This is a genomic window from Mesorhizobium waimense, assembly GCF_003601975.1.
GTDB lineage: Bacteria > Pseudomonadota > Alphaproteobacteria > Rhizobiales > Rhizobiaceae > Mesorhizobium > Mesorhizobium waimense.
The window spans coordinates 70019-92975 of the sequence record NZ_QZWZ01000021.1; the positions used below are offsets into that span (position 1 = coordinate 70019).

Consider the following 22957-nt stretch of genomic DNA (forward strand, 5'->3'; position numbering starts at 1 on the left):
GTCTTGGCCGCCCGCAAAGCGGACCGTCAGGGTGCTGCGACCTATAGGGGGACTTCCGCGCCATGACAAGCAAGCCCTTCTCCCAAGCCCGCCCGCAAATCCCGAGGTTACCATGGAAAGCCACACCATCGTCGAAGCCCTGCTGCTCGGGCTGCTGGAGGGCCTGACCGAGTTCATACCGGTCTCTTCGACCGGCCATATCCTGCTTGCCGGCCATTTCCTCGGCTTCCACTCGACCGGCAAGGCCTTCGAGATCCTGATCCAGCTCGGCGCCATCCTCGCCATCCTCAGCGTTTATTTCCGCCGTCTGTGGCAAATGCTGCTCGACCTGCCGCATGACCGGCTGACGCGGCATTTCGTCATCGGCATCCTCATCGCCTTCCTGCCGGCCGCCATCATCGGTGCGCTGGCGCATGATTTCATCAAGACCATCCTGTTCGAATCGCCACGGCTGATCTGCATCATGCTGATCATCGGCGGCGTCGTGCTGCTGACGGTCGACCGCATGAACCTCAAGCCCGTCTACCGCGACGTCGAACGCTTCCCGACCCGGCTCTATCTGCAGATCGGCCTGTTCCAGTGCCTGTCGCTGATCCCCGGCACGTCGCGCTCGGGCTCCACCATCGTCGGCGCGCTGCTTCTCGGTGTCGACAAGCGGGCGGCGGCGGAATTCTCCTTCTTCCTCGCCATACCGACAATGGTCGGCGCCTTCGCCTTCGACCTGTTCAAGAACCGCAACGTGCTGAGCAGCGCCGACCTGCCGATCATCGCCGTCGGCTTCGTCGCCGCCTTCATCACCGCGCTGCTCGTCGTCCGCTTTCTGCTAGGTTACGTCTCGCGCAACGGCTATTCGCTGTTCGGCTGGTGGCGGCTGGTGATCGGCGGCGTCGGGCTGGTGGCGCTGATGATCTGGGGGTGAGGACGCGTCGAGGCCCACACGCTTTCGTCATCCACGGGCGGAGCAAGGAGCGTAGCGACGCCGCGCAGACCCGAGGATCCATGCCGTGACGTGGGCCGAAGAACGCAACGGTCGCCTGGCGCTTAGTCGCCACCCTCGCCTCCACCGGCATCCCGGAGCTCGAGCAGCCGCCGATAGAGCGCCTGCTTCTGGCCGCCGGTCATTTTCGCCGCTTCCGCCGCCGCCTTGGAGGCCGGCATTTCGGCGGCGAGGGACAGCAGCAGCCGGTCGATGTCTTCAGGCTCGTCGGCCTTGGCCTCGGCCGGTCCGACACAGATGACGATTTCGCCCTTCGGCGTGTCGGCCGCTGCATAGTGGTCGGCGAGCGTTTGCAGCGTGCCGGTCCGCATTTCCTCGAAAGTCTTGGTCAACTCGCGCCCGATCGCCGCCTTGCGGGCGCCGCCCAAGGCCCCCACCATGGCGGCAAGCGTCTCGGCCAGCCGGCGCGGCGATTCGAAGAAGATCAGCGTTGCCGGCACGGCTTTCAACGCCTCCAGCCGCGTCAGGCGTTGCCCGGTCTTCACCGGCAAGAACCCGGCGAACAGGAAGGCGTCGGAAGGCAGGCCGGAGGCAGTCAGCGCCGCAAGCGCCGCCGAAGGGCCGGGGATCGGGACGACGCGGATGCCGTGGTCGAGTGCTTCGCCGACCAGCCGGTAGCCGGGATCGGAGATCAGCGGCGTGCCGGCGTCCGAGATCAGCGCCACGCTCTGCCCGGCTTCGAGCGCCGCGATCAGCTTCGGTCCGGCTTCGCCGGCATTGTGTTCGTGATAGGCGGTGGTGCGGCGGCGGATGCCGTAGCGGTCCAGCAGCACGCGCGAAACCCGCGTGTCCTCGCAGGCGACGATGTCGGCGGCGGCCAGTGTTTCCAGCGCGCGCAGCGTGATGTCGGCCAGATTGCCGATCGGCGTCGCCACCAGATAGAGCGCCGGCTCGAGCGGCCGCGCCGGTATCTCGGTCTGCCCGATCACATAGCTGCGTTTGTCGCCGGTCACCGGTGCCCTCTTGCGTGCCTTTGGTCCTGTTTGGCACGGCGCACGCCCGGTTGCAAAACGTGACGACGATGTAATGCGGCCGCCATGCCTTTGCCACAGTGCGGAACGAAACCAAGCCCGGCGAATTACCCCTGAGTCTCGGGAGGAGGACAGGATGGACAGCCTGAAGATACAGGACGTTTTCGAGCCCTATTATGCCGGCCGCAAGCGCTTTGCCGCGCGGCGAGACAAGAGCCAGCCGGTCGAAGCTCAGAACGATCCCGACAGCGCGGAAGTCAGGCATTGGCTATTGCGCCGCCTGCTGGCCGAACCGAGGACCATAATCGAGACCGAAACCGACAGCACGACGGAGCACTGACCGGACGATGCCCAATCGCTTCGATATCTTCATCACCCGTCTTGAAACGAAAAGCGCCCGCGAGGGCGGGCCGCCTCATCCAATGAACGACCAGCACAACGTCCGCCGCGACAAGGCCGATGCCAAACCGCAACGGAATGGAGAGGCGCATCCCGAGAAGGACCGCGGCAAGCGCCGCTTCAAGCACGACGCCTGACTAGCAAACCTCCGCGATTGGCCGAGACGGCCCTCCCTTCGTCATCCTGGGGCGAAGCAAGGAGCGAAGCGACGCAGCGCAGACCCCAGGATCCATGCCGTGACATCAAGGCGTTGCAACGGTTCAGGATTCTAGCGACGCATGCCTCGGCTGAGGTTGCGGCATGGATCCTCGGGTCAAGCTCGAGGATGACGAAGGCGCGGTAGCGAACGCCAGCCACGCCACTCAGCCCAGATATCGCGGTACCTTCGCCTCCAGAAGCCGAACCAACTCCGGGTCCATGAATTCATAGTCGTCCGGAATATCGAGGCAGATGACCCGAGCCGTCTTCAGGCTCGCCTTGTACTTCTTCTGCAGTTTGGCGCGATGCGCCGTTTCCATGACGAAGATGATGTCGGCCCAGGCGACGAGTTCATGCGTCAGCGGGGTGTCGGCGTCGTGATTGGTGCCGGCCGAGGCGACCTCGATGTCCCTTCGCTTTGAAAACACCTGCTCCGCCGTCGGGCTGCGCAAGCGGTTCTGGCTGCAGACGAAGAGGACGTTTTTCACCTGCTTCCATCTTTGGCCTGGCTATTCCTCATCCCATATCTCGCGTATCGTTTTGGTTAGAGGGATGTACTGATCGGGCGTAAGTCCGCACGGATCGAATTCTATCGAGTCCTCCTTAGCAGCCGCTCTAATATTTATCCCAACATATGTCATAAGATTGCCTACTACGTCGAACTCACTTAAGCCTGACAGATTAACTTTTCTGGTTCTTTGGTTTTTTGTGAATATTGCCTCCGCTTTATAGATGTCGTCGAACTCCAGGGATCTTGATATCTCTCCTAGTCCAAACTCGAAAACATCGTCCGTGTTCAATGTCCGCAGCGTCTCGTGGATCAGGAACTTCATGGCAGACCCCTATTGGACGCGGCGCGACGCGCCTTCAGACAAGCAAGCCAAATGTCTAGCATCCTTGCTGGAGCCCGATAAATCGTCCACCACAGTCCGATCATTTGGCCTCTTGGCTTATCGCGCCAGATCCGCCACCACCGCGTCGAGCACGATCATGCCGGCCGGCGTGGCGCGCAGGCGGGCATTGCCGATCGGCGCCACCAGTCCTTCGCCCTGCAGCACAGACAGCCGCGCGCTCGACAGGCCACGGCCGGAGAATGCCTCGTATCGGGAAAGGTCGATGCCTTCGGCCAGCCGCAGCCCCATCAGCAGGAACTCGTCGGCCTCTTCCGATCGCGTCAGGATCTCGCCACCGGTAACGCCATGGCCCTTGGCCTCGACCAGATTGGCCCAGGTCTCCGGCATTCTCTCGGCGATCGTCACCACGCGGTGCCCGTTCTCGACGAAGCGGCCATGCGCGCCGGGACCGACGCCGACATATTCGCCATAGCGCCAGTAGGTCAGATTGTGCCGGCTTTCGGCGCCCGGCCTTGCGTGGTTGGAAATCTCGTAGGCCGGCAGCCCGTGTGCTGAGGTGATCTCCTGGGTCAGCGCGTAGAGATCGGCGGCGTGGTCGTTGTCCGGAATGGCGAATTTCTTGGCCGCATGCAGCGCATGGAACGGCGTGCCTTCCTCGATGGTCAGCTGGTAGAGCGACAGATGGTCGGCGGCATGGCCGATCGCCTGTTCCAGCTCCGCCTGCCAGGCCGCCGGCGTCTGGCCGGGCCGGGCATAGATCAGGTCGAACGAGAGGCGGGGGAATATTTCCCGAGCGAGCCCGATAGCATGCAGCGCCTCCTCGACACTGTGCAGTCGGCCGAGAAAGCGCAGATCCTTGTCGTTGAGCGCCTGCACCCCAAGCGACACCCGGTTGACGCCCGCCGCGCGGTAGCCACGAAAGCGCTCGGCCTCGACCGAGGAGGGGTTCGCCTCCAGCGTCACCTCGATGCCATCAGGCACGGTCCAGTTTTTCGCCACCGCGTTGAGCACCGTCGCCACGGTTTCCGGCTTCATCAGCGATGGCGTGCCGCCGCCGAGAAAAATGCTGGTCACCTCGCGCGGCCCTGTGCGGGCGCGCATTGTCGCCAATTCCGTCTCGAAGGCGCGCGCAAAGCGCTCCTGGTCGACCGGCTGGTGGCGCACATGGCTGTTGAAGTCGCAATAGGGGCACTTGGCCGCGCAGAACGGCCAATGGATGTAGACGCCGAAGCCGGGGCTGCGGTCGAGCTGCATGGTCATGCCGTGCCCAATCATGCCATCAATCCGAACCGAGCCGGGCGCGCGCGAACTTCTGGAAGGCGCCGGCGCGGTGCGACAGCGCCGTCGGCTGGCCGGGCTTCCAGCCATGCTTCTCCTCGGCGCTCATTTCGCCGAAAGTCTTTTCGAAACCGTCCGGCAAAAACACCGGGTCGTAGCCAAAGCCGAGTGTGCCGCGCGGCGGCCACACCAGCGTACCCTCGGCCTCGCCGCGGAAATATTCGGCATTGCCATCGGGAAAGGCCAGGCAGATGACGGCGACGAAACGGCCTTTGCGCTGTGCCGGATCCACCGCGCCGACCTCCTGCAGCGCCACTTCCGTGCGCTGCATGGCCATGCCGAAATCGCGAGAACCATCAGGGGTTTCGGCCCAGTTAGCGGTGTAGACGCCGGGCGCGCCGTCGAGCGCGTCGACGCAGAGGCCCGAATCGTCAGACAGCGCCGGCAGGCCGGTCGCCTTGGCGGCGGCGAAGGCCTTGATGTAGGCATTTTCCTCGAAGGTGGTGCCGGTCTCGTCCGGTTCCGGCAGGCCATACTCCTTGGCCGATTTCGCCTCGAAGCCGAACGGCGCCATCAGGTCGGAGAATTCGCGCAGCTTGCCTTCATTGTGGCTGGCGACGACGATCTTTTGTCCCTCAAGGGAATGAAAAGTTGGCTGATGCATCAGAGGCCCCAGATCCTTGGCTCGGCGAATTCGATCGAATTGCCGGAGGGGTCGCGTATATAGATCGAGCGCCCGCCTTGCGGCCATTCGAACTCGCTTTCGATGGCGATTTTTTTCGCCTGAAGATGCGCCCGCCAGCCGGCGATCTCGCCCGCGCTCGCCGCGAAGCAGAGGTGACCATCGCCGACCGTGCCATGCGGCGGCACCTTCAGCCTGGCATCGGGCGCCGGCGGCACCGTGGTGGCCTCGGCGTTGAAGAGCAGCAGCACGCCATCGCCGCAGCGGAAGAACACATGCCTGCCCTCGACCTTGCCCAAGACCTCGAGCCCGAGCATGTCGCGATAGAAGGCTTCCGCGGCAGCCAAATCGGTGACGTAGAGGGCCGATTCGAGGATTGCGGAAGGTCTCATGGCAAGCCTATGCGACGGCCATCTGCTGCAGGCTGACGAGGCGCTGGATGCCCTTCTTGGCCAGGCCCATCAGCGCGGCGAACTGGTCTTCCGAGAAGGGCTCGCCCTCGGCCGTGCCCTGGATCTCGACGATGCCGCCCTTGCCGGTCATGACGAAATTGGCGTCGGTGCCGGCGGAGGAGTCCTCGATATAGTCGAGATCGATGACCGGTTGGCCGTCAAGGATGCCGCAGGAAATCGCCGCGACATGGTCCTTCAGCACCTTGGCGACGCTGGCCATTTGCCGCGCTTCCATCCAGCGCAGGCAATCGTAAAGCGCCACCCAGCCGCCGGTGATCGAGGCGGTGCGGGTGCCGCCATCGGCCTGGATCACGTCGCAGTCGACGGTGATCTGCTGCTCGCCCAGCGCCTGCAGGTCGACCACGGCGCGCAAGGAGCGGCCGATCAGCCGCTGGATTTCCAGCGTGCGGCCGCCCTGCTTGCCGGCGGAAGCCTCGCGGCGCATGCGTTCGCCGGTCGAGCGCGGCAGCATGCCGTATTCCGCCGTCACCCAGCCCTTGCCGGAATTGCGCATCCAGGCCGGCACCTTTTCCTCCAGGCTCGCCGTGCACAAGACATGCGTGTCGCCGAACTTCACCAGGCACGAGCCTTCGGCGTGTTTGGAGACGCCGCGTTCGAAGGAGATGGCGCGCATTTCGTCGGTTTGGCGTTTGGAGGGGCGCATTCAGGCCTCTTTCTTCTGGTTTTCCGGAATCGTGGGCGGCTTGTAGACGCATGCGGCCCATGGCGCAAAGGAAAATGGACCGGGTTGCGCGGGCACGGCCTAAGTCTATATTTGAGCCGGAGGTTTTTTGGCTCGAATGACCAAGGCAGTCGATCCCGCGTCGCAGTCGCCCGTGCTCCAGTCGCTCGACATGCGCTCGCGCGACATTTTTCGGCGCATCGTCGATTCCTATCTGAGGGATGGCGAGCCGGTCGGTTCGCGCAGCCTGTCGCGCATCCTGCCGTCGTCGCTGTCGCCGGCCACTATCCGCAATGTGATGAGCGACCTCGAACATCTCGGCCTGATCTACGCCCCTCACATCTCGGCCGGCCGCTTGCCGACCCAGACCGGCCTGCGCTTCTTCGTCGATGCCTTCATGGAGCTTGGCGACCTTTCCGACGAGGAGCGCCGCACGATCGAGGCGCAGGTGCGCGCCTCCGGCTCGGGCGCGACGCTTGAGCATATGCTGACCGAGGCCAGCCAGATGCTGTCGGGCATGTCGCGCGGCGCCGGCCTGGTGCTCGCCGCCAAGAACGAGGTGGCGCTCAAGCACATCGAATTCATCCAGCTCGAGCCGACCAAGGCGCTGGCCGTGCTGGTCTCGCAGAACGGCGATGTCGAGAACCGTGTCGTCGACCTGCCCGCCGGCATCACCGTCTCGCAATTGCATGAGGCCTCGAACTTCCTCAACGCCCATATCCGTGGTCGCACGCTGGCCGAGGCGCGCATCGAGATCGCCCGCATCAAAGAAGAGACCAGGGCCGCGCTCGACACGCTGTCGCAGGATCTGGTCGAGAAGGGCCTGGCGGTCTGGGCCGGCGCCGACAGCGGCCTGCCGGCGCGCCTCATCGTGCGCGGCCGTGCCAATCTCTTGGAAAACGTCACCGCCCAGGCCGACATCGAATTGCTGCGCCATCTGTTCGAGGACCTGGAAACGCAGGACGGGCTGGTCCAACTGCTCGACCTTGCCGAGGAAGGGCCCGGCGTGCGCATCTTCATCGGCTCGGAAAACAAGCTGTTTTCGCTGTCCGGCTCGTCGCTGGTCGTCGCGCCCTATCGCGACAAGGACGCGCGCGTCGTCGGTGCGCTCGGCGTCATCGGTCCGACGCGTCTGAACTACGCCCGCATAGTGCCGATGGTTGACTATACGGCGCAGCTGATTTCGCGCATGCTGCGCTAGGTGTATCGATATTCGGGTGAGACCGGTCTGCAAATGGCGGCGGCCTGACCCGAATCTCAACACACCTGGGAACGAACAGGCTGCAGAGGAGAAAAAGAATGGCGCTGGAATCGTTGAAGGCCCAGATCAGCCTGCTGCTCGAGGAAATGGTCAACCAGCCCGAGGACCAGCACGAAGTGCAGGAGCAACTGCGCGAGAAGCTGCAGGAAATGCGCGCCATGGGCCTTCCGCTGCCGGCGGATCTCGTTGAATTGGAAAAGCGTCTCGACGACGATTTCTACGCTGCCGGGACCTGAACCGGCGATCCTTCAAATCCCTGTGTGCCAAGGCCCTGCTCGGAACAAGCAGGCTGGTCTGCCCGTTTCGCTGGTCAAGGTGAACCGGAGACTACCATGATCCGACGTGTCGGTCTGGCGGTCGTTGTCGCCGCTCTGTTTGTCGTCCCCAGCAGCTTCGCGCAACAGGCGGAACAGCGATTGTTGGAAGGGAAGGCCGCTTTCGGCGACTGGAAGGCCGACAGACCGGGCGTGCGCCGGTTGATCAGGCCTGATGATATGCAAGCCCCTTACCTCACCGAATCCGCGTCCAACGGCGCCGGCCTTGCCGATCGCCCCGAAGGCGCCAAGCCAATTCTGCCGCCGGGCTTTTCGGTAGAGCTGATTGCCTCCGGCATCGACAGTCCGCGTGTCGTGCGCATGGCGCCCAATGGCGATCTGTTCGTCGCTGACAGCAAGGCCAACCAGATCCGCGTCTACCGTCTTACCGAGGGCAGCGGCAAGCCTGCCGAGGAAACCACTTTCGCCAAGGGCCTCAACCGGCCCTACGGCATCGCCTTCTACCCGCCGGGCGACAAGCCGCAATGGGTGTATGTGGCGAACAGGGATGGCGTCGTGCGCTTTGCCTATCGCGACGGCGACCTCAAGGCCGCCGGCGAGCCGGAAACCATCGTCGCCGACATACCCTCCAGCCACCATTGGACCCGCGACATCACCTTTTCGCCCGACGGCAAGACGCTCTATCTGTCGGTCGGCTCCGGCTCCAACATTGCCGAGGATATAGGCAAGGAACCGAAGGGCGGCGTCGAGCAATGGGCGAAATCGCAGCCGCTGGGTGCGGCCTGGGGCTCCGAGCAAGGCCGCGCCGACGTTCTGGCCTTCGATCCCGACGGCAAGAACCGGCGCAGCTTCGCCACCGGGCTGCGCAACTGTTCCGGCATGACCGTTCAGCCAGCCACCGGCGCGCTCTGGTGCGTCGTCAACGAGCGCGACGAACTCGGCGACAATGTCCCGTTCGAATATGCGACGACGGTCAAGGACGGCGGCTTCTACGGCTGGCCCTGGTATTACATCGGCAACAACGAGGATCCGCGCCACCAGGGCGAGCGTCCCGACCTTGCCGGCAAGGTGACTGTGCCTGACGTGCTGATGCAGGCGCATTCGGCGCCGCTCAACATTGCCTTCTATGCCGGCAAGAGCTTCCCGACCGAATATCAAGGCGATGCCTTCGTCGCCCTGCACGGGTCCTGGAACCGCAACATCAGGACGGGTTACAAGGTGGTGCGGCTCAAGTTCAAGGACGGCAAGCCGACCGGCGAGTATGAGGATTTCATGACCGGTTTCGTCATCGCCGATGACGCGGTCTGGGGTCGGCCGGTTGGCGTTGCTGTAGCCAGGGACGGTTCGCTGATCGTCACCGAAGACGGCAACGGCACGATCTGGCGCGTCACTTACAACGACGGCCCGACCTGAGGCCCTCACCCTCTGGCGCAATCGAATCCGGTTAACAGCCCAGGCGCTTTCGTGCGAAAAGGCGCCTTCACTCAAAGGCTGGACCCATGACCCTCACCGGTTTCATCGCCTACAGCGCCGCCCTCGGCATCGCCGCCGCCATTCCCGGTCCTGGCGTCACCGCGCTTGTCGCGCGCGCGCTCGGTTCCGGTTTCCGCTCGTCGCTGGCCATGTCGTTCGGCCTGATGCTCGGCGACCTCATTTATCTCACCGCCGTCGTGCTCGGCCTTGCCTTCGTCGCCCAGACCTTCGGCATGGTCTTCCTGGCGATCAAATGGCTGGGCGTCGCCTACCTTGCCTTCCTTGGCTGGCGTTTCTGGGCCAGCGGCATCACGCCGGAGACTGTCGAGGCAAAGAAGGGCAAGGGCGGACTGGTGGCGAGCTTCCTCGCCGGCCTCACCGTCACGATCGGCAATCCGAAGACGATGATCTTCTATCTCGCCATCACGCCAACCATCGTTGACCTGAAGACCATCACGCTGGTCGACTACGGCATCCTCGTCGCGCTCACCGTTGTCGTGCTCCTGGTGGTGCTGGTGCCCTATCTGGCGCTCGCCGCCAAGGCGCGCTGGTTCCTGAAGTCCCCAAGGGCGCTGAAGGCGCTGAACCGCACCGCCGCCGGCTTCATGGTCGGGGCGGCGGCAGCGATTGCCGCCCGCCAGTAAGGTGTATTGATATTCAGGTGATGCCGGCCTGCGAACGGCAGGTTCCTGCGCTTCCGGTGTTCACGTACTTCAAGTACGTTCCGCTCCGGTTCTCGGAAACCTCCATTCTCGGCGCGGCCTGACCTGAATCTCAACACCTTGGTGTGTGATCAGGCTGGTTTCGGCCAATCCATTCCGCGATTCGGGCTATCCGGAAAATACGTTTCCGGGATGAGAGCGTTTTCAGCAAGCGCCCCACTCGGATATTTTCGAGCGGCAGCCTATCTTGCGCGACCGAAAGCCCTATTCTGTCCGCCTATGTTAGTCCGACCATGTCAATTGCCTGACTTCTGGGAGCGAAACCAATGAACAAGCCCGTCTCTTCCACGCGTGTGCCCGGCCGCGGCCGCGTCTACAATTCGATCACCGAGACGATTGGCGACACGCCGCTGGTGCGGCTCGACAAATTCGCCAAGGAGAAGGGCGTTGTCGCCAATCTCCTGGCCAAACTCGAATTCTTCAACCCGATCGCTTCGGTCAAGGACCGCATCGGCGTCGCCATGATCGAGGCGCTGGAGGCATCGGGCCGGATCGCGCCGGGCAGGACGACGCTGATAGAGCCGACCTCCGGCAACACCGGCATCGCGCTCGCCTTCGCCGCCGCTGCCAAGGGCTACAAGCTGATCCTGACCATGCCGGAAACCATGTCGGTGGAGCGGCGCAAGATGCTGGCGCTGCTCGGCGCCGAGCTGGTGCTGACCGAAGGCCCCAAGGGCATGAAGGGTGCCATCGCCAAGGCCGACGAGCTGGCGGCCACCCTGCCCGACGCCATAATTCCGCAGCAGTTCGAGAACCCGACCAATCCGGAGATCCACCGCCGCACCACGGCCGAGGAGATCTGGAACGACACACAGGGCGAGGTCGATATCTTCGTCGCCGGCATCGGCACCGGCGGCACCATCACCGGCGTCGGCCAGGTGCTGAAGCAGCGCAAGCCTTCGGTGCATGTCGTCGCTGTCGAGCCGGAAGCCTCGCCGGTTCTGTCCGGCGGCCAGCCCGGCCCGCACAAGATCCAGGGCATCGGCGCCGGCTTCGCGCCAAAGATCCTCGATACCTCGATCTATGACGAGATCGTCAAGGTCTCGAACGAGGATTCGGTCGCCAATGCGCGCCTCGTCGCCCGCCTCGAAGGCGTGCCGGTCGGGATTTCCTCGGGTGCGGCCCTGCAGGCGGCTATCGTCGTCGGCTCGCGGCCGGAGAACAAGGGCAAGAACCTGGTGGTGGTCATCCCCTCCTTCGCCGAGCGCTATCTGTCGACCATTTTGTTCGACGGGCTGGGGGCTTAGCCCCCCAACGCTTCTTCATCCCAGGGCGGAGCGAACGCGAAGCGGAGCGCAGACCCTGGGATCCCATGCCGCGACCGTGGCCGAGGAATACCGCGGCGCAGAAATGAAAGCCGTTCTGAAAGGTCGGCACAGGGGCGCTATCCCGCCGGCATCAAAAGGTTACGCATTCGCCCCTGGACCGCTGAAAAAAGCACCGGTGGCGTCCGCCAACCGCTTGAGCGGCGCGCTGCTTCTGGTTCAAATCGCCGCCGGCCAGATTCGGGCTGGCGGAGGGATATCATGTACAAGCTCTACACCCGCCCCGGCAGCGGCGGCTTTGTCGTCGAGGCAGCGCTGGCTCTAGCCGGCGTTCCGTTCGACCAGATCGACGTGCCGAAGAAGGACCCGCCAGATCCGGCCTTTCTCGCCATCAGCCCTCTGAACCAGGTTCCGGTGCTGACCTTGCCGAACGGCGGCTCGATCACCGAATCGGCGGCGATCTGCATCCTGCTTGCCGAACGCCATCCGGAGGCGGACCTGGCACCGGTCGCCGGTTCGCCTGCCCGCGCCGACTTCCTGCGCTGGATGGCGTTCATGTCGTCGGCTCTCTATCCGGCAATCCTGCGGCTCTACTACGCCGATCGATACACCGCCGACGCCAAGGGGGTGAAAGCCGTGAAGCAGGCAGCGGTCGCCGAGATTGATCGCGGCTTTGCCATCATGGACAGGGCTCTTGCTGGCCGCGACTGGCTGGTTGGCGAGCGGCTTTCGGTGGCCGACATCTATCTCATCATGCTGGTGGCCTGGCACCCCGAGGTCGAGAAAGCTCGGGCCGCCTGGCCTGATATCGAGCGGCTGTGGGCCAGATTGCGCGATCATGAGCTGATCAAGAAGCTGAACGCTGCGCATGACATGTGGCCGGCCTGAGCCGCACTGAAGACTCAGTGCTTTGTCGCGTCGTTGCCGATTTCCGCACGCCGTTGCTGCAGGAAGCGACGCACGGCCGGGTCGCGTTCCAGGCCGATTGCCTGATCGTAGGCCTCAGCGGCTTGGCTGGTGTTGCCGAGCCTGGCCAGCAAGCCCGCACGCGCCGCCCAATAGGGCTGGTAGTCGCTAAGCCGCTTGTCGTCACCCAGCACGTATAGTGCTGCCAATCCCGCCGCGGCGCCCTCGGCCTCGGCAATCGCCACGGCGCGGTTGATCGCCACCACCGGCGAGCCGGCAATCGCCAGCAGGGCGTCGTAGAGCTGGCGGATCGCTGCCCAGTCGGTGCGGCCGCTCCGCCGCCGCGCCGTATGGGCGGATTGCACGGCGGCCTCGAGCTGGTAGCGGCCGATCACGGCCTTGGCGGCAGCGCGGGAAAGCAGCGCTTCCGCCTCGTCGATCAGCGTGTCGTCCCACAGCGCGATGTCCTGTTCGGCAAGCGGCACGAAATCGCCTTCGGGACTGCGCCGCGCCGCGCGGCGGGCCTCGGCGAACAGCATAAGCGAAAGCAGGCCCAGCGCTTCCGGTTCCTCCGGCATCAGCGAGGCTACCAGCCGGCCAAGCCAGATGCCTTCTGTGGCAAGATTGCGCCGCTGCGTCTCGGTGCCGGCCGGATCGGACCAGCCTTCCGCGAAGGCCGCGTAGATCGCCTCAAGCACTGCGTCGAGCCGCTCGCCGAGGTCGGCCCGTTCCGGTACGCGGAAGGGAATGCCGGTCTCGCGGATGCGGCTCTTGGCGCGCACCAGGCGCTGGCTCATCGTTGCCGGCGAGACCAGAAATGCCGAGGCGATCGTCGCCGCATCGAAACCGAGAACGGTCTGCAGGATCAGCGGCGCGCGTACGCTCGGCTCGATCGCCGGATGGGCGCAGGCAAACATCAGCCGCAGTCGCTCGTCGGGCAGCTCCTCGTCATTCATGCTCGCCTCCATTTCCTCGGCGACAAGCCTGAGATGGTCTCGGGCCGCCTCGCCGGTTAGCCGTCGCCGGATCGCGTCGACCCGGCGCCGCCGTGCCACTGCAAGCAGCCAGGCTTCCGGCCGGTTTGGCACGCCGGCCTTTGGCCAGCGCTCCAGCGCCGCCGCGAAGGCGTCGGCCAGCGCGTCCTCGGCGCCGGCGACATCGCGTGTGCGGGCCGCGAGCCAGGCGACCAGCTTGCCGTAGCTCTGCCGGGCGGCCGCTTCCGCCGCCGCCCGCGCCATCTCCGCGCCATTTTCCATCACATGGTCTGTTCCCAGATCGGCCGCAGCTCGACCGTGCCGACGCTGGCGGCGGGGCAGCGCGCCGCCCAGGCGATCGCGGCGTCGGCGTCCTCAGCCTCGATCATGTAGAAGCCGGCGAGCTGCTCCTTGGTGTCGGCATAGGGACCGTCGAGCACGTTGGTCTTGCCGTTGGCCATCCGCACCGAAGTAGCGGCCTGGGTCGGCTTCAGCCGGTCGCCGGCGAGCCAGGCGCCGGACTTCTTCAACGCCTCGGTATAGGCGCCATAGGCCGCGCTGATCTCGTAGGTCTTCTCAGTCGGCGCTGCCGCCATCGCGGCTTCGTTGACATAGATCAAAAGCATGTATCGCATGGTCTTCTCCCGGTTTCTCGAAGGCCGCTTCGTTGCTGGCCAACCCTATGTCGCGTTGCATCGACCGATTTCGACAGGCGCCGCGAAAATCCTTCGGCTTCGTCACGACGTTTCGGTCATTTCTCGGACAGGTATTCGGTCATTTCCCAGATCGGGCGCACCTCGACCGTGCCGGTGCTTGCTGCCGGACAGCGCCCAGCCCATTCGGTGGCCGTGTCCATGTCCGTCGCCTCGATCATGTAGAAACCGGCAAGTTGCTCCTTGGTGTCGGCATAGGGGCCGTCGAGCACGTTGGTCTTGCCGTCAGCCATCCGCACCGCGGCGGCCGCCTGGGTCGGGCGCAGCCGGTCGCCGGCCAGCCATGCGCCGGATGTCTTCAACGCTTCGGTATAGGCGCCATAGGCCGCCAGGATCTGCTCGGTCCTGTCGCGCGGCGCATTCGCCGTTGCGGCTTCGTCATTGTAGATCAAAAGCATGTAACGCATGGGTCTTCTCCCGTTTTTTCGAACGGCCGCTCCGTTGCGGGCCGACCCTATGTCGTGCGGTCTCGGCCGATTTCGACAGGCGCCGCAAAAATCTTTCGTCTTCGTCACGAGGTTTCGCAAGGACCAGGCTTCTACCACGCAACCATGGCCGATCGCGGGAAACGCCCAACACTGGCAGCGGTACCCTGCAGCCCTATCCTTTGTCGGGGGCCGGGCACATCGCGCAAAAGATGGGAGAAGAGAATGGAACTCGTGACCCACAAGAAATTCAAGAGCGGCCGCTTGATGCCATGGGGAAAAGGGACGGTCGTCAGCGGAGCGAAGGGAACTGTCTACCTTTGCGGAAACACGGCGACATCGGACGATTACGATCCGGCTGGCAAAGAAGGTGGCTTCGCCGGCGATGCGGCGGCGCAGTGGCGCGCGGTTCTCGGCAACATCAAATCGGATCTGGAGGAGCTGGGCAGCGGGCTCGAACATCTGATCAGGCTGACCTTCTTCGTCAGGGGGCCATTTCCCGACGGCGGCGTTCTCAGCTCCCCCAATTATCGCCTCGACGTGCTGGACGCGTTCTTTGCCAAGCACAGCCCGAAGCACTGCAGTGACAACAATCCGCCGCCTTCGGAGGTGATCGGCGTTGCAGCGCTTGCCCAACCCGACATCGTTATTGAAATCGTCGCGGTCGCGGCGCTGCCGGACTGAGCGGGGCGGCTGAAACAGAACGGGATCTTGAGCGCTCGCCCTGGTTTTCCGCGAACCCTCAGCCGTTCGTCTAATGGATCCGATTGCGGGTTGGCATTTGTCGCCTGCTGTCTAAACTCGCCCCGGTTCGTGCTGGAAGGCGGTGCGGCGCCAATATTTCAGGGAGGAAATCGCATGCTCAATTTCAGGACCAAACTTGTTGCTGCCGGCGCCGTGGCGCTGTCGCTCGGCCTTGGCGCGGTGCCGGCCGGGGCGCAGGAATTCATCAACGTGCTGACCGGCGGCACCTCCGGCGTCTACTATCCGCTCGGCGTCGCCCTGTCGGAGATCTATGGCAAGGGCATAGAGGGCGCCCGCACCCAGGTACAGGCGACGAAGGCCTCGGTCGAGAACCTCAATCTGCTGCAGCAGGGCAAGGGCGAGATCGCCTTCGCGCTCGGCGACTCCGTCAAGCTCGCCGCAGAGGGCAACACCGAAGCCGGCTTCCCCGGCAAGCTCGACAAGCTGCGCGGCATCGCCGCCATCTATCCCAACTACATCCAGATCGTCGCCAGCCAGGAGTCGGGCATCAAGACGCTCGCCGATTTGAAGGGCAAGAGCCTGTCGGTCGGCGCTCCGGCTTCCGGCACCGAACTCAATGCGCGCGCCATCTTCGCCGCCGCCGGGCTGAAATACGAGGACCTCGGCCGCGTTGAATACCTGCCCTTCGCCGAATCGGTCGAGCTGATCAAGAACCGCCAGCTCGACGCCACGCTGCAATCGGCCGGCCTCGGCGTCGCCTCCATCCGCGACCTGGCCACCTCGGTGCCGATCAATGTCGTGGCCGTGCCGGCGGAAGCCGTCGCCAAGATCGGCTCGCCCTATCTCTCCGTGGTCATCCCCAAGGGCACCTATGAGGGCCAGAGCGAGGATGTCGCCACTGCCGCAGTCGGCAATTTCCTCGTCACCCGCGCCGACGTCTCCGACGAGACCGCCTATCAGATGACCAAGCTATTGTTCGAGCATCTCGACCAGCTAGCCGCCGCCCACGCCGCCGCCAAGGCGATCGATCCCGCCAAGGCGCTCGACGGCATGCCGGTGCCGCTGCATCCGGGTGCCGAGAAGTATTACCAGGAGAAAGGGCTCATCAAGTAAGCCGTCCCCCTCCCCCTCGAGGGGAGGGTGGCCCGCAGGGCCGGGAGGGGTCCTCGGCGACCTGCTCCACCTTTTAGGCGGTTGAGGTTACCCCACCCGTCCATCCGCCTTCGGCGGCTGTCCAACCCTCCCCTCGAGGGGAGGGACGCCACCAGGAGCCCGCCAATGACTGAAACGCCAACCGTTCTTTCCCCCACTGCCGAAGAAACCGTCGAAGGCCTGCCGCCGGGCTTTGGCGAAGGCACCGCCGGCAAAGCGGCCTTTCTCATCGCGGTCGCCTTCTCCGCCTTCCAGATCTATGTCGCCGCCTATGGCAGCCTGCCCAGCCAGGTGGTGCGTGCCATGCATGTCGGCTTCCTGCTGCTGCTCGGCTTCGCCCTGATCGCCAATCTGCGCGCCAAAAGCATGCCGGCGAAGGCGGCATTCTGGGTTGTCGGCCTGCTCGGCTTTGGCACCGGGCTCTACAACTGGGTTTTCTATGCCGACTTGATCCGCCGCTCCGGCTTCCTGACCACGCCGGACCTGATCGTCGGTTCGCTGCTGGTTGTGCTGGTCTTCGAGGCCGCCAGGCGGCTGATGGGGCTGCCGCTTGCCATTATCGCTTTCGTCTTCCTCGCCTATTGTTTCGTTGGCAATCATTTGCCGCCGCCCTTCATCCATCGTGGCTATGATTTCGCCCAGCTGGTGGACACCTTCGCCTTCGGCACCGAAGGCATATACGGCACACCGGTCTATGTTTCCGCCGCCTATATCTTCATCTTCGTGGTCTTTGCCGCCTTTCTCGAACGCGCCGGCATGATCGCGCTGTTCAACGATTTCGCGCTTGGGCTGGTCGGCTCCTGGCGTGGCGGCCCGGCGCAGGTCTGCGTGCTGTCCTCGGCGCTGATGGGCACCATCTCCGGCTCGGGCGTCGCCAATGTCGTGGCCAGCGGCCAGTTCACCATACCGCTGATGAAGCGCTTCGGCTTCCGCCCGGCCTTCGCCGGCGCCGTCGAGGCGACCTCCTCCATGGGCGGCCAGATCATGCCGCCGGTGATGGGCGCGGTCGCTTTCATCATGGCCGAGACGCTGAATATCCCTTATGCCGAAGTGGTCAAGGCGGCGATCATCCCGGCGCTGCTCTATTTCGGCGCCTGCTTCTGGCAGGTGCATCTGGAGGCCGGCAAGGCCGGCCTGCACGGCATGGCCAAGGCGGAGTTGCCCAATCCCTGGGACGCGGTGAAGAAACACTGGCCGCTGATACTGCCGCTCGCGGTGCTCATCTATCTCCTGTTTGCCGGCTACACACCGATCTTCGCCGGCACGATGGGTCTGGCGCTGACCATCGTGCTCATCCTCGGCACGCCGCTGGCGGCATTGATCGGGCCGCTCGCGTTTCGCATCGTCTTCTGGCTGGCGCTAGGGCTTGCCGCCTCCTCCTTCATGCGGTTCGGCGTCAACATCCTCAGCCTCGTTATCGCCGCGCTCATCGTCGCCTGCGTCACCTTCAAGGGCGGCCGTGAGACGCTGCGGATCTGCGTCGACTCTCTAGCAGAAGGGGCGAAGAACGCGCTGCCGGTCGGCATCGCCTGCGCCATCGTCGGCATCGTCATCGGCACGCTGACGCTCACCGGCATCGCTTCCACCTTCATCGGCTGGATCATCTCGATCGGCGAGAACAATCTGTTCCTGTCGCTGGTGCTGACCATGCTCACCTGCCTGGTGCTCGGCATGGGCATCCCGACCATCCCCAATTACATCATCACCTCGTCGCTGGCCGGGCCGGCGCTGCTGTCGCTTGGTGTGCCGCTGCTGGTCAGCCACATGTTCGTCTTTTATTTCGGCATCATGGCCGACCTCACCCCGCCGGTGGCGCTGGCCGCTTTCGCCGCCGCACCCATGGCCAAGGAGAGCGGCCTCAAGATCGGCATCCAGGCCACCAAGCTTGCCATAGCCGGCTTCGTCGTGCCGTTCATGGCGGTCTACACCCCGGCGCTGATGCTGCAGGATGCCGGCCCGCTCGCCGCTCAGTTCGGCTATCCCGTCGAGGTCGCTTATGTCGTCGTCAAGGCCTGCATGGGCATCGTGCTCTGGGGTGCGGCCGCCGTCGGCTTCCTCGTTCGGCGCATGGCCTGGTGGGAACGCCTGGTCGCCTTCGCAGCCGGCGTGCTTCTGGTTGCGGCACTTCCGCTTACCGACGAGGCCGGCTGGACGCTTTCCCTGATCTGGATCTGCTGGCATGTCTGGCGCGCACGCCAGGCATCCAGCGCCGCATGAGCCTCTGCATCCTCGCCGCCGGCAAGACGGTCAAGCTAGCTGTCGCCGCCTTCACCCTGTCCTGGACGCATTCGGTGGAAAGGACGCGCTGGCAGGAAGACTGGACCGTACTGCCATCCGGGCTGCAGGTCGTCGAAGCACGCGTCAAAGGGTCTGGCGCCGGCATGGAGCCGCCCGAGGGCGCGGTGCTGCGGGACGGCTGGTGGGCCTACACGCCCGGGATTGGACCTCAGCCGCGCCTCGTGCTCGCCGCATCCGGCGCGACCGGCGAAGGCTGGACGCTGTGCACGGATCAGGGCTGCCGCGAACTGGGCAAGGCGGCTGGCGACACGATCGTGCTGGAATCGTGCGCCGGACCATGATCGCGAAGAACTTTTAGCCGACAACCGGTCGGAGCCGTTTGACAACAACCGATATCTGGCCGGCGCACGTCCAAGTCCGCATAGCCTCATCGAACAATTGCGAAGCCGGACGATCGGCGATTGACATGCAGGTATTTACCTGCATATTAGTCTCACAACAGAGTGAGGCCGATGGACGCCGACAAGGTTTTCAAAGCGCTGGGCGACCCGACACGCAGAAAGCTGCTTGACCTTCTGTGCGAGCAGAACGGGCAGACGCTCGGCCAGCTTTGCGAAAACCTGGAGATGGCAAGGCAATCCGCCACCCAGCACCTCGACCTGCTGGAGGCGGCCAACCTGGTGAGCACGGTCAAGCGCGGCCGGGAAAAGCTGCACTTCATCAACCCCGTGCCACTGCACGACATCTACGAGCGGTGGGTGCGAAAATTCGAACGGCAGCGGCTCAGCCTGCTGCACGACCTGAAGCAAGAACTCGAAGGAGAGGACCGATGACCAGAGAGACGACCAGTTTTGTCTACGTGACCTATATCCGCTCGACGCCGCAAAAAGTGTTCGAGGCCATAACCAGGCCCGATATCGCAAGGTGCTATTGGGGCCACGAGAACGTGTCCGACTGGAAGGCCGGTTCGAAATGGGAACATATCCGCGCCAATGACGAGCGCACCGTCGAACTCGTCGGCAAGGTCGTCGAGATCTCGCCGCCGACCCGTCTCGTGATGACCTGGGCGAACGCCTCGCAGGCCGACGACCCGTCGCAATACAGCCGGGTGACGTTCGGCATCGAGGAATACGACACTATGGTGCGGCTGACCGTCACCCATGACGAGCTCGAAGCCGGCAGCGGCATGGCGAAAGGCATCAGCCAGGGCTGGCCGGCGGTGCTGTCCAGCATGAAATCCTTCCTCGAAACCGGCAGCGGCATCGACATTTTCGCCAAGCCGAAATCGGCCTGATCCCAGCGGGAGAATGACAATGACCAAGCGCTATACCGGCGGATGCGCGTGCGGCGCGATCCGCTTTGAAACAAGCGGCGAGCCCATCTTCCAGAACCACTGCCAATGCCTCGATTGCCAAAAGCGCAGCGGCACTGGCCACGGATCCTATCTGACCTTCGGCAGGCGCGCCGATATGGCAATTACCGGCGAGGCGAGCACCTGGCGCGTGGCGGGCGCCAGCGGCAACCAAAAGGTGCACGCTTTCTGCCCGACCTGTGGAACGCCGGTCTATCTGACTTCTGTCGCGATGCCGGAGCTGATAGCAATTCACGCGACCAGCCTCGATAACCCCGGCGATTTCGAGCCGCAGGCGGTGACCTACACGATCCGCGGCCATGGCTGGGACATTATGGATCCGTCATTGCAGGCATTCGAGCGAATGCTGCACGGATAGTTCCTCTGGACGCAATCCAGCTTGCTTTTACGCAATTCCGGACAGAAAAACCGCTACACGCTTTTCCTGGAATTGCCCTAATGCCGTGCCGAGTGCTCGTCGCTTGCGAGTGCTTCCGCCTGGTGGCGGTGTCCGAACGCTTCGTAGCCGACGACAGTCACGACCGGCGCCAGCATCAGAACGATCAGACAGACCGCCATGTCGACGCCGGCAAGCGCGGCGAGAATGGCAAGTGCGACGACGGCCACGGTCGCGAGCAACAGCCAGATGTGAAACGGATCGAAGCGCGGAACAAGGTAGTAGTAGAGCGCATAGATCAGTCCCAGGAAAACACCCACGGGGATGGCGGCCGTAAGCAGCGTCGCGAGCGGACCGATGTGAGACTTGTGCTCGATGAAATAGGCCGCCACGTGGAGCCCGGCGCCGGTCGCAACGATGGCGGTCACGATCAGCATCTGCCCATAACCCCAGACGAATGCGCGATCGCGGTGGGCATGAAGGATCCGCGCGGAAGGCAGTATGTAATAGACCCACCACATGCCGAAGGTCAGCCCGGTGCCGGCGATGCAAACCAATGCCGCATCCATGGTCCAGCCCTGCTCCTCGACCACGGCCGACAGCGACGCGAGCGTGCCGACGACACCCTCGCCGAGCGCGATGATGGCGAACAGGCTATGACGCTCGGCAATATGATGGGCATGCCAGGGCGTGCCGCCATCCTTGTGTTCGGCAATCACCGGCCCCGCCAATTCGACCAATGCGAGGACACAGGCGAGTACAAGGCTGACGCCGACCGAGAAATCGGCGAGGATCTGCACCACCCAGCCGACCTGGGCCACCGATATGGCTGTGGCGTAGGTCAGGCAGGCCCGGCGCCGATCAGGGTCCTGTCGGGCGGCGCGCAGCCATTGGAACACCATGGCCAGGCGCATGATCACGTAGCCCAGCACCATGACCGAATTGTCGAGGTGCTCGCCGTGCTCGATCGAGGCGAACATGCGCGGCAGGCCGATTGCCAGCACCAGCACGCCAATCATCTGCACCATGGTGATGAGGCGGAAAATCCAGTCATCGGTATCGTAGGCCGAGGAGAACCATGAAAAATTGACCCAGGCCCAGCAGATGGCGAAGCTTGCGAAGCCAAAGCCCAGCAGGGCCGCCGCATAGTGGCCTTCAGCCAGCGCATGCGCGAACTGGGATGAGGCAAGGCCGAAAGCTGTTACGAAAGTCAGGTCGAACAGAAGTTCGAGCGGGGTTGCGACGCGATGCTCCTCATGCGGATGGCGTCCAGCCATGCGTCGGACGTGATGATGGAGCGTCTCGGAACTGACAGGCGTGGTGTTCATCGCGCGCTCTTCGTTGGGCCTCGTCGACCGACACTAGAGGCACGGCAGAAAGCGTCAAGGCGCGCCGACTGCACGCGGCCAAAGGCCAGCGCGTTTGTAGCCTCGCGCCGTCCAAACGGCCTGGCCAGGCAGCCGGCTCACTGCCGTCTCGGCCATCGCATCTGCCAGGCTCAAGCCCCATTGCTGGCGGCAATAGTCGCGGAAATCGAAGCACGGCAGGCCGGGACAAACCTCGAACTCGATGAGATGAACGCGGTCGGCGGCCTCGATCCTGACATCGATGGAAAACACATCGCGCAGGCCAAGCGCGACGACCAACCGCTCGGCGATGCCGCGGATTTTTGCGTCGGCTGCCGGCAGGCTGGCAGCAACCGGAACAAGCACGGGTTCGGTATAATGGCCGGCAGCCTTTGCCGCTTCGCCGGTTTCACCATAGAGCACCAGACTGTCTGCCATGGTCTGGAAATCGCCGCCCGAATCGACAAAAGCGATGCCGAGCGCCTCGACGCCGGTATCCGGCTTCAGGCCAAGGAAACTGGCGCGCGCATTGCGGCCGGGGATATAGGGCTGGACGACGACATCGTCGCGATAGGCGGCAAAAACACGCCGGCTAAGCTCCAGCGCGTGGCCGAGATCATAGCAGCGGGAGTCAGGCCAGATGCCGATCTTGGCGCCGAGCCGGTTCGGCTTGACGAACCAGCCATCCGCCGAGGCCGGCGGCTCGACCAGCCAGCTTCCGTCGCGCGCCAGGCCGGCCTGCGGCACCGGCAGGCCGAGCGCGCCGAGCACGGCGCCGGAGCGGAACTTGTCCTGGCAGAGCGCAAACAGCGCGTCATCGGCGCCGATCGTCTTCAGGCCGTTCAGCCGCGCCTGTACAGGGCCGGCCGCGCCGCGAAAATAAGCAATGCCGTCTGTCAGCGTCCATACCAGCGTGGTGCTCGGATCGGCTCCGGAGAGCACACCCGTCGCATCGTCGAGCGCCACCGGCACGAAGCCGAAACCACGTTTGTCACAGGCGGTGGCAAGCGCATCGAATTCGCGGGCGAGATCGGTCGACTGCGCCAGGTAGGACGAAATCTCGGCGGCGCGTCCCGGTACATGACCATCGGCGACCAGTCGGTCAAAACAGGCCTGTTCCGGCTCGTAGACGAGGATCAGTTTTGGCTGGCGGCTCGACATCGATCAACTCCCGGCAATGCACCACCTTCGCATGGCGCCTGCCATTGGCTTTCGCGAAACCGACCGCTGCGGACGGTCGC

Annotated in this window: 28 protein-coding genes; 16 read left to right on the forward strand and 12 right to left on the reverse strand. The window is 64.2% G+C overall.

The window, feature by feature from the left end; translation table 11 throughout:
* Positions 1-112: 112 nt before the first annotated feature.
* Positions 113-919 carry an undecaprenyl-diphosphate phosphatase gene (locus tag D3227_RS24335; protein ID WP_120016819.1) on the forward strand — a complete coding sequence of 269 codons (807 nt, stop codon included), beginning with the start codon at positions 113-115 and terminating at the stop codon, positions 917-919.
* A 122-nt stretch (positions 920-1041) separates the two neighbouring features.
* On the opposite strand, the gene rsmI is transcribed toward D3227_RS24335, so the two are convergent.
* A complete protein-coding gene (gene rsmI / locus D3227_RS24340; RefSeq protein WP_120016820.1) occupies positions 1042-1950 on the reverse strand; it encodes a 16S rRNA (cytidine(1402)-2'-O)-methyltransferase in 909 nt (302 codons plus the stop codon).
* 154 nt (positions 1951-2104) lie between these two features.
* Here rsmI and D3227_RS24345 point away from each other — a divergent pair, with 154 nt between their 5' ends.
* Together D3227_RS24345 and D3227_RS24350 are read left to right on the forward strand one after the other, a co-directional pair.
* On the forward strand, positions 2105-2308 hold the full coding sequence (locus D3227_RS24345; protein WP_120016821.1) for a hypothetical protein: 204 nt from the start codon (positions 2105-2107) through the stop codon (positions 2306-2308).
* A 7-nt stretch (positions 2309-2315) separates the two neighbouring features.
* Positions 2316-2504, forward strand: a complete 189-nt coding sequence (locus D3227_RS24350; protein WP_120016822.1) for a hypothetical protein — start codon at positions 2316-2318, stop codon at positions 2502-2504.
* A gap of 225 nt (positions 2505-2729) precedes the next feature.
* Here the strand turns inward: D3227_RS24350 and D3227_RS24355 are convergent, their stop codons facing one another.
* The 6 genes from D3227_RS24355 to rph all read right to left on the reverse strand — a co-directional run bounded on the left by D3227_RS24355 (position 2730) and on the right by rph (position 6495).
* Entirely contained in the window at positions 2730-3053 is a 324-nt protein-coding gene (locus D3227_RS24355; RefSeq protein WP_120016823.1) for a low molecular weight protein tyrosine phosphatase family protein, read from the reverse strand.
* Positions 3054-3074: 21 nt separating this feature from the next.
* Positions 3075-3398 carry a hypothetical protein gene (locus D3227_RS24360; protein ID WP_120016824.1) on the reverse strand — a complete coding sequence of 108 codons (324 nt, stop codon included), beginning with the start codon at positions 3396-3398 and terminating at the stop codon, positions 3075-3077.
* A gap of 117 nt (positions 3399-3515) precedes the next feature.
* Complete coding sequence (gene hemW, locus D3227_RS24365; RefSeq protein WP_167480821.1) at positions 3516-4694, reverse strand: radical SAM family heme chaperone HemW; 1179 nt, start codon at positions 4692-4694, stop codon at positions 3516-3518.
* A 4-nt stretch (positions 4695-4698) separates the two neighbouring features.
* Positions 4699-5361 (reverse strand): RdgB/HAM1 family non-canonical purine NTP pyrophosphatase, encoded by a 663-nt coding sequence (rdgB, locus tag D3227_RS24370; RefSeq protein ID WP_120016825.1) that lies wholly within the window; start codon positions 5359-5361, stop codon positions 4699-4701.
* Entirely contained in the window at positions 5361-5771 is a 411-nt protein-coding gene (locus D3227_RS24375; RefSeq protein WP_120016826.1) for a VOC family protein, read from the reverse strand. The genes rdgB and D3227_RS24375 overlap by 1 nt, the downstream gene beginning before the upstream one ends.
* Positions 5772-5778: 7 nt before the next feature.
* Entirely contained in the window at positions 5779-6495 is a 717-nt protein-coding gene (gene rph / locus D3227_RS24380; RefSeq protein ID WP_120016827.1) for a ribonuclease PH, read from the reverse strand.
* Positions 6496-6631: 136 nt separating this feature from the next.
* On the opposite strand from rph, the gene hrcA reads away from it, so the two are divergent.
* The 6 genes from hrcA (at position 6632) to D3227_RS24410 (ending at position 12397) form a co-directional block, all read left to right on the forward strand.
* Positions 6632-7714, forward strand: a complete 1083-nt coding sequence (gene hrcA / locus D3227_RS24385; protein WP_120016828.1) for a heat-inducible transcriptional repressor HrcA — start codon at positions 6632-6634, stop codon at positions 7712-7714.
* Positions 7715-7812: 98 nt separating this feature from the next.
* Positions 7813-8010: a hypothetical protein gene (locus tag D3227_RS24390; RefSeq protein ID WP_006205367.1), complete on the forward strand. Its 198-nt coding sequence runs from the start codon at positions 7813-7815 to the stop codon at positions 8008-8010.
* Positions 8011-8106: 96 nt separating this feature from the next.
* Positions 8107-9462, forward strand: a complete 1356-nt coding sequence (locus tag D3227_RS24395) for a PQQ-dependent sugar dehydrogenase (protein WP_120016829.1) — start codon at positions 8107-8109, stop codon at positions 9460-9462.
* Between the two features lie 86 nt (positions 9463-9548).
* Complete coding sequence (locus D3227_RS24400; protein ID WP_120016830.1) at positions 9549-10166, forward strand: LysE family translocator; 618 nt, start codon at positions 9549-9551, stop codon at positions 10164-10166.
* 344 nt (positions 10167-10510) lie between these two features.
* The gene (gene cysK / locus D3227_RS24405; protein ID WP_120016831.1) at positions 10511-11491 is read left to right on the forward strand and encodes a cysteine synthase A; all 981 of its coding nucleotides are present in this window, start codon (positions 10511-10513) and stop codon (positions 11489-11491) included.
* Between the two features lie 279 nt (positions 11492-11770).
* Entirely contained in the window at positions 11771-12397 is a 627-nt protein-coding gene (locus D3227_RS24410; RefSeq protein ID WP_120016832.1) for a glutathione S-transferase family protein, read from the forward strand.
* Between the two features lie 14 nt (positions 12398-12411).
* Here D3227_RS24410 and D3227_RS24415 read toward each other — a convergent pair whose 3' ends face one another.
* The 3 genes from D3227_RS24415 to D3227_RS24425 all read right to left on the reverse strand — a co-directional run bounded on the left by D3227_RS24415 (position 12412) and on the right by D3227_RS24425 (position 14509).
* Positions 12412-13671: an RNA polymerase sigma factor gene (locus D3227_RS24415; protein ID WP_120016833.1), complete on the reverse strand. Its 1260-nt coding sequence runs from the start codon at positions 13669-13671 to the stop codon at positions 12412-12414.
* Positions 13671-14024: a YciI family protein gene (locus tag D3227_RS24420; RefSeq protein WP_120016834.1), complete on the reverse strand. Its 354-nt coding sequence runs from the start codon at positions 14022-14024 to the stop codon at positions 13671-13673. Before D3227_RS24420 ends, D3227_RS24415 begins: the two co-directional genes overlap by 1 nt.
* 116 nt (positions 14025-14140) lie before the next feature.
* On the reverse strand, positions 14141-14509 hold the full coding sequence (locus D3227_RS24425) for a YciI family protein (protein ID WP_120016835.1): 369 nt from the start codon (positions 14507-14509) through the stop codon (positions 14141-14143).
* 243 nt (positions 14510-14752) lie between these two features.
* Here D3227_RS24425 and D3227_RS24430 point away from each other — a divergent pair, with 243 nt between their 5' ends.
* The 7 genes from D3227_RS24430 to D3227_RS24460 all read left to right on the forward strand — a co-directional run bounded on the left by D3227_RS24430 (position 14753) and on the right by D3227_RS24460 (position 20352).
* Positions 14753-15211 carry a RidA family protein gene (locus D3227_RS24430; RefSeq protein WP_120016836.1) on the forward strand — a complete coding sequence of 153 codons (459 nt, stop codon included), beginning with the start codon at positions 14753-14755 and terminating at the stop codon, positions 15209-15211.
* A gap of 174 nt (positions 15212-15385) precedes the next feature.
* On the forward strand, positions 15386-16345 hold the full coding sequence (locus tag D3227_RS24435) for a TAXI family TRAP transporter solute-binding subunit (protein ID WP_120016837.1): 960 nt from the start codon (positions 15386-15388) through the stop codon (positions 16343-16345).
* A gap of 165 nt (positions 16346-16510) precedes the next feature.
* A complete protein-coding gene (locus D3227_RS24440; RefSeq protein WP_120016838.1) occupies positions 16511-18601 on the forward strand; it encodes a TRAP transporter permease in 2091 nt (696 codons plus the stop codon).
* Positions 18598-18963 carry a DUF1850 domain-containing protein gene (locus D3227_RS24445; protein ID WP_120016839.1) on the forward strand — a complete coding sequence of 122 codons (366 nt, stop codon included), beginning with the start codon at positions 18598-18600 and terminating at the stop codon, positions 18961-18963. Before D3227_RS24440 ends, D3227_RS24445 begins: the two co-directional genes overlap by 4 nt.
* 171 nt (positions 18964-19134) lie before the next feature.
* On the forward strand, positions 19135-19455 hold the full coding sequence (locus D3227_RS24450; RefSeq protein WP_120016840.1) for an ArsR/SmtB family transcription factor: 321 nt from the start codon (positions 19135-19137) through the stop codon (positions 19453-19455).
* Positions 19452-19916 carry an SRPBCC family protein gene (locus D3227_RS24455; protein WP_120016841.1) on the forward strand — a complete coding sequence of 155 codons (465 nt, stop codon included), beginning with the start codon at positions 19452-19454 and terminating at the stop codon, positions 19914-19916. The genes D3227_RS24450 and D3227_RS24455 overlap by 4 nt, the downstream gene beginning before the upstream one ends.
* Positions 19917-19935: 19 nt before the next feature.
* Positions 19936-20352 carry a GFA family protein gene (locus tag D3227_RS24460; protein ID WP_120016869.1) on the forward strand — a complete coding sequence of 139 codons (417 nt, stop codon included), beginning with the start codon at positions 19936-19938 and terminating at the stop codon, positions 20350-20352.
* 77 nt (positions 20353-20429) lie between these two features.
* Here the strand turns inward: D3227_RS24460 and D3227_RS24465 are convergent, their stop codons facing one another.
* Positions 20430-21698 (reverse strand): low temperature requirement protein A, encoded by a 1269-nt coding sequence (locus tag D3227_RS24465; protein ID WP_208646423.1) that lies wholly within the window; start codon positions 21696-21698, stop codon positions 20430-20432.
* Between the two features lie 54 nt (positions 21699-21752).
* Positions 21753-22877, reverse strand: a complete 1125-nt coding sequence (locus D3227_RS24470; RefSeq protein ID WP_120016842.1) for a D-alanine--D-alanine ligase family protein — start codon at positions 22875-22877, stop codon at positions 21753-21755.
* Positions 22878-22957: the final 80 nt, after the last annotated feature.

Coding starts and splice junctions, on each gene's coding strand:
- D3227_RS24335 (WP_120016819.1), top strand. CDS start 113: ATGGAAAGCCACACCATCGTCGAAGCCCTGCTGCTCGGGCTGCTGGAG.
- D3227_RS24345 (WP_120016821.1), top strand. CDS start 2,105: ATGGACAGCCTGAAGATACAGGACGTTTTCGAGCCCTATTATGCCGGC.
- D3227_RS24350 (WP_120016822.1), top strand. CDS start 2,316: ATGCCCAATCGCTTCGATATCTTCATCACCCGTCTTGAAACGAAAAGC.
- D3227_RS24360 (WP_120016824.1), bottom strand. CDS start 3,398: ATGAAGTTCCTGATCCACGAGACGCTGCGGACATTGAACACGGACGAT.
- hemW (WP_167480821.1), bottom strand. CDS start 4,694: ATGATTGGGCACGGCATGACCATGCAGCTCGACCGCAGCCCCGGCTTC.
- rdgB (WP_120016825.1), bottom strand. CDS start 5,361: ATGCATCAGCCAACTTTTCATTCCCTTGAGGGACAAAAGATCGTCGTC.
- D3227_RS24375 (WP_120016826.1), bottom strand. CDS start 5,771: ATGAGACCTTCCGCAATCCTCGAATCGGCCCTCTACGTCACCGATTTG.
- rph (WP_120016827.1), bottom strand. CDS start 6,495: ATGCGCCCCTCCAAACGCCAAACCGACGAAATGCGCGCCATCTCCTTC.
- hrcA (WP_120016828.1), top strand. CDS start 6,632: ATGACCAAGGCAGTCGATCCCGCGTCGCAGTCGCCCGTGCTCCAGTCG.
- D3227_RS24390 (WP_006205367.1), top strand. CDS start 7,813: ATGGCGCTGGAATCGTTGAAGGCCCAGATCAGCCTGCTGCTCGAGGAA.
- D3227_RS24395 (WP_120016829.1), top strand. CDS start 8,107: ATGATCCGACGTGTCGGTCTGGCGGTCGTTGTCGCCGCTCTGTTTGTC.
- D3227_RS24400 (WP_120016830.1), top strand. CDS start 9,549: ATGACCCTCACCGGTTTCATCGCCTACAGCGCCGCCCTCGGCATCGCC.
- cysK (WP_120016831.1), top strand. CDS start 10,511: ATGAACAAGCCCGTCTCTTCCACGCGTGTGCCCGGCCGCGGCCGCGTC.
- D3227_RS24410 (WP_120016832.1), top strand. CDS start 11,771: ATGTACAAGCTCTACACCCGCCCCGGCAGCGGCGGCTTTGTCGTCGAG.
- D3227_RS24415 (WP_120016833.1), bottom strand. CDS start 13,671: ATGGAAAATGGCGCGGAGATGGCGCGGGCGGCGGCGGAAGCGGCCGCC.
- D3227_RS24420 (WP_120016834.1), bottom strand. CDS start 14,024: ATGCGATACATGCTTTTGATCTATGTCAACGAAGCCGCGATGGCGGCA.
- D3227_RS24425 (WP_120016835.1), bottom strand. CDS start 14,509: ATGCGTTACATGCTTTTGATCTACAATGACGAAGCCGCAACGGCGAAT.
- D3227_RS24430 (WP_120016836.1), top strand. CDS start 14,753: ATGGAACTCGTGACCCACAAGAAATTCAAGAGCGGCCGCTTGATGCCA.
- D3227_RS24435 (WP_120016837.1), top strand. CDS start 15,386: ATGCTCAATTTCAGGACCAAACTTGTTGCTGCCGGCGCCGTGGCGCTG.
- D3227_RS24440 (WP_120016838.1), top strand. CDS start 16,511: ATGACTGAAACGCCAACCGTTCTTTCCCCCACTGCCGAAGAAACCGTC.
- D3227_RS24445 (WP_120016839.1), top strand. CDS start 18,598: ATGAGCCTCTGCATCCTCGCCGCCGGCAAGACGGTCAAGCTAGCTGTC.
- D3227_RS24450 (WP_120016840.1), top strand. CDS start 19,135: ATGGACGCCGACAAGGTTTTCAAAGCGCTGGGCGACCCGACACGCAGA.
- D3227_RS24455 (WP_120016841.1), top strand. CDS start 19,452: ATGACCAGAGAGACGACCAGTTTTGTCTACGTGACCTATATCCGCTCG.
- D3227_RS24460 (WP_120016869.1), top strand. CDS start 19,936: ATGACCAAGCGCTATACCGGCGGATGCGCGTGCGGCGCGATCCGCTTT.
- D3227_RS24465 (WP_208646423.1), bottom strand. CDS start 21,698: ATGAACACCACGCCTGTCAGTTCCGAGACGCTCCATCATCACGTCCGA.
- D3227_RS24470 (WP_120016842.1), bottom strand. CDS start 22,877: ATGTCGAGCCGCCAGCCAAAACTGATCCTCGTCTACGAGCCGGAACAG.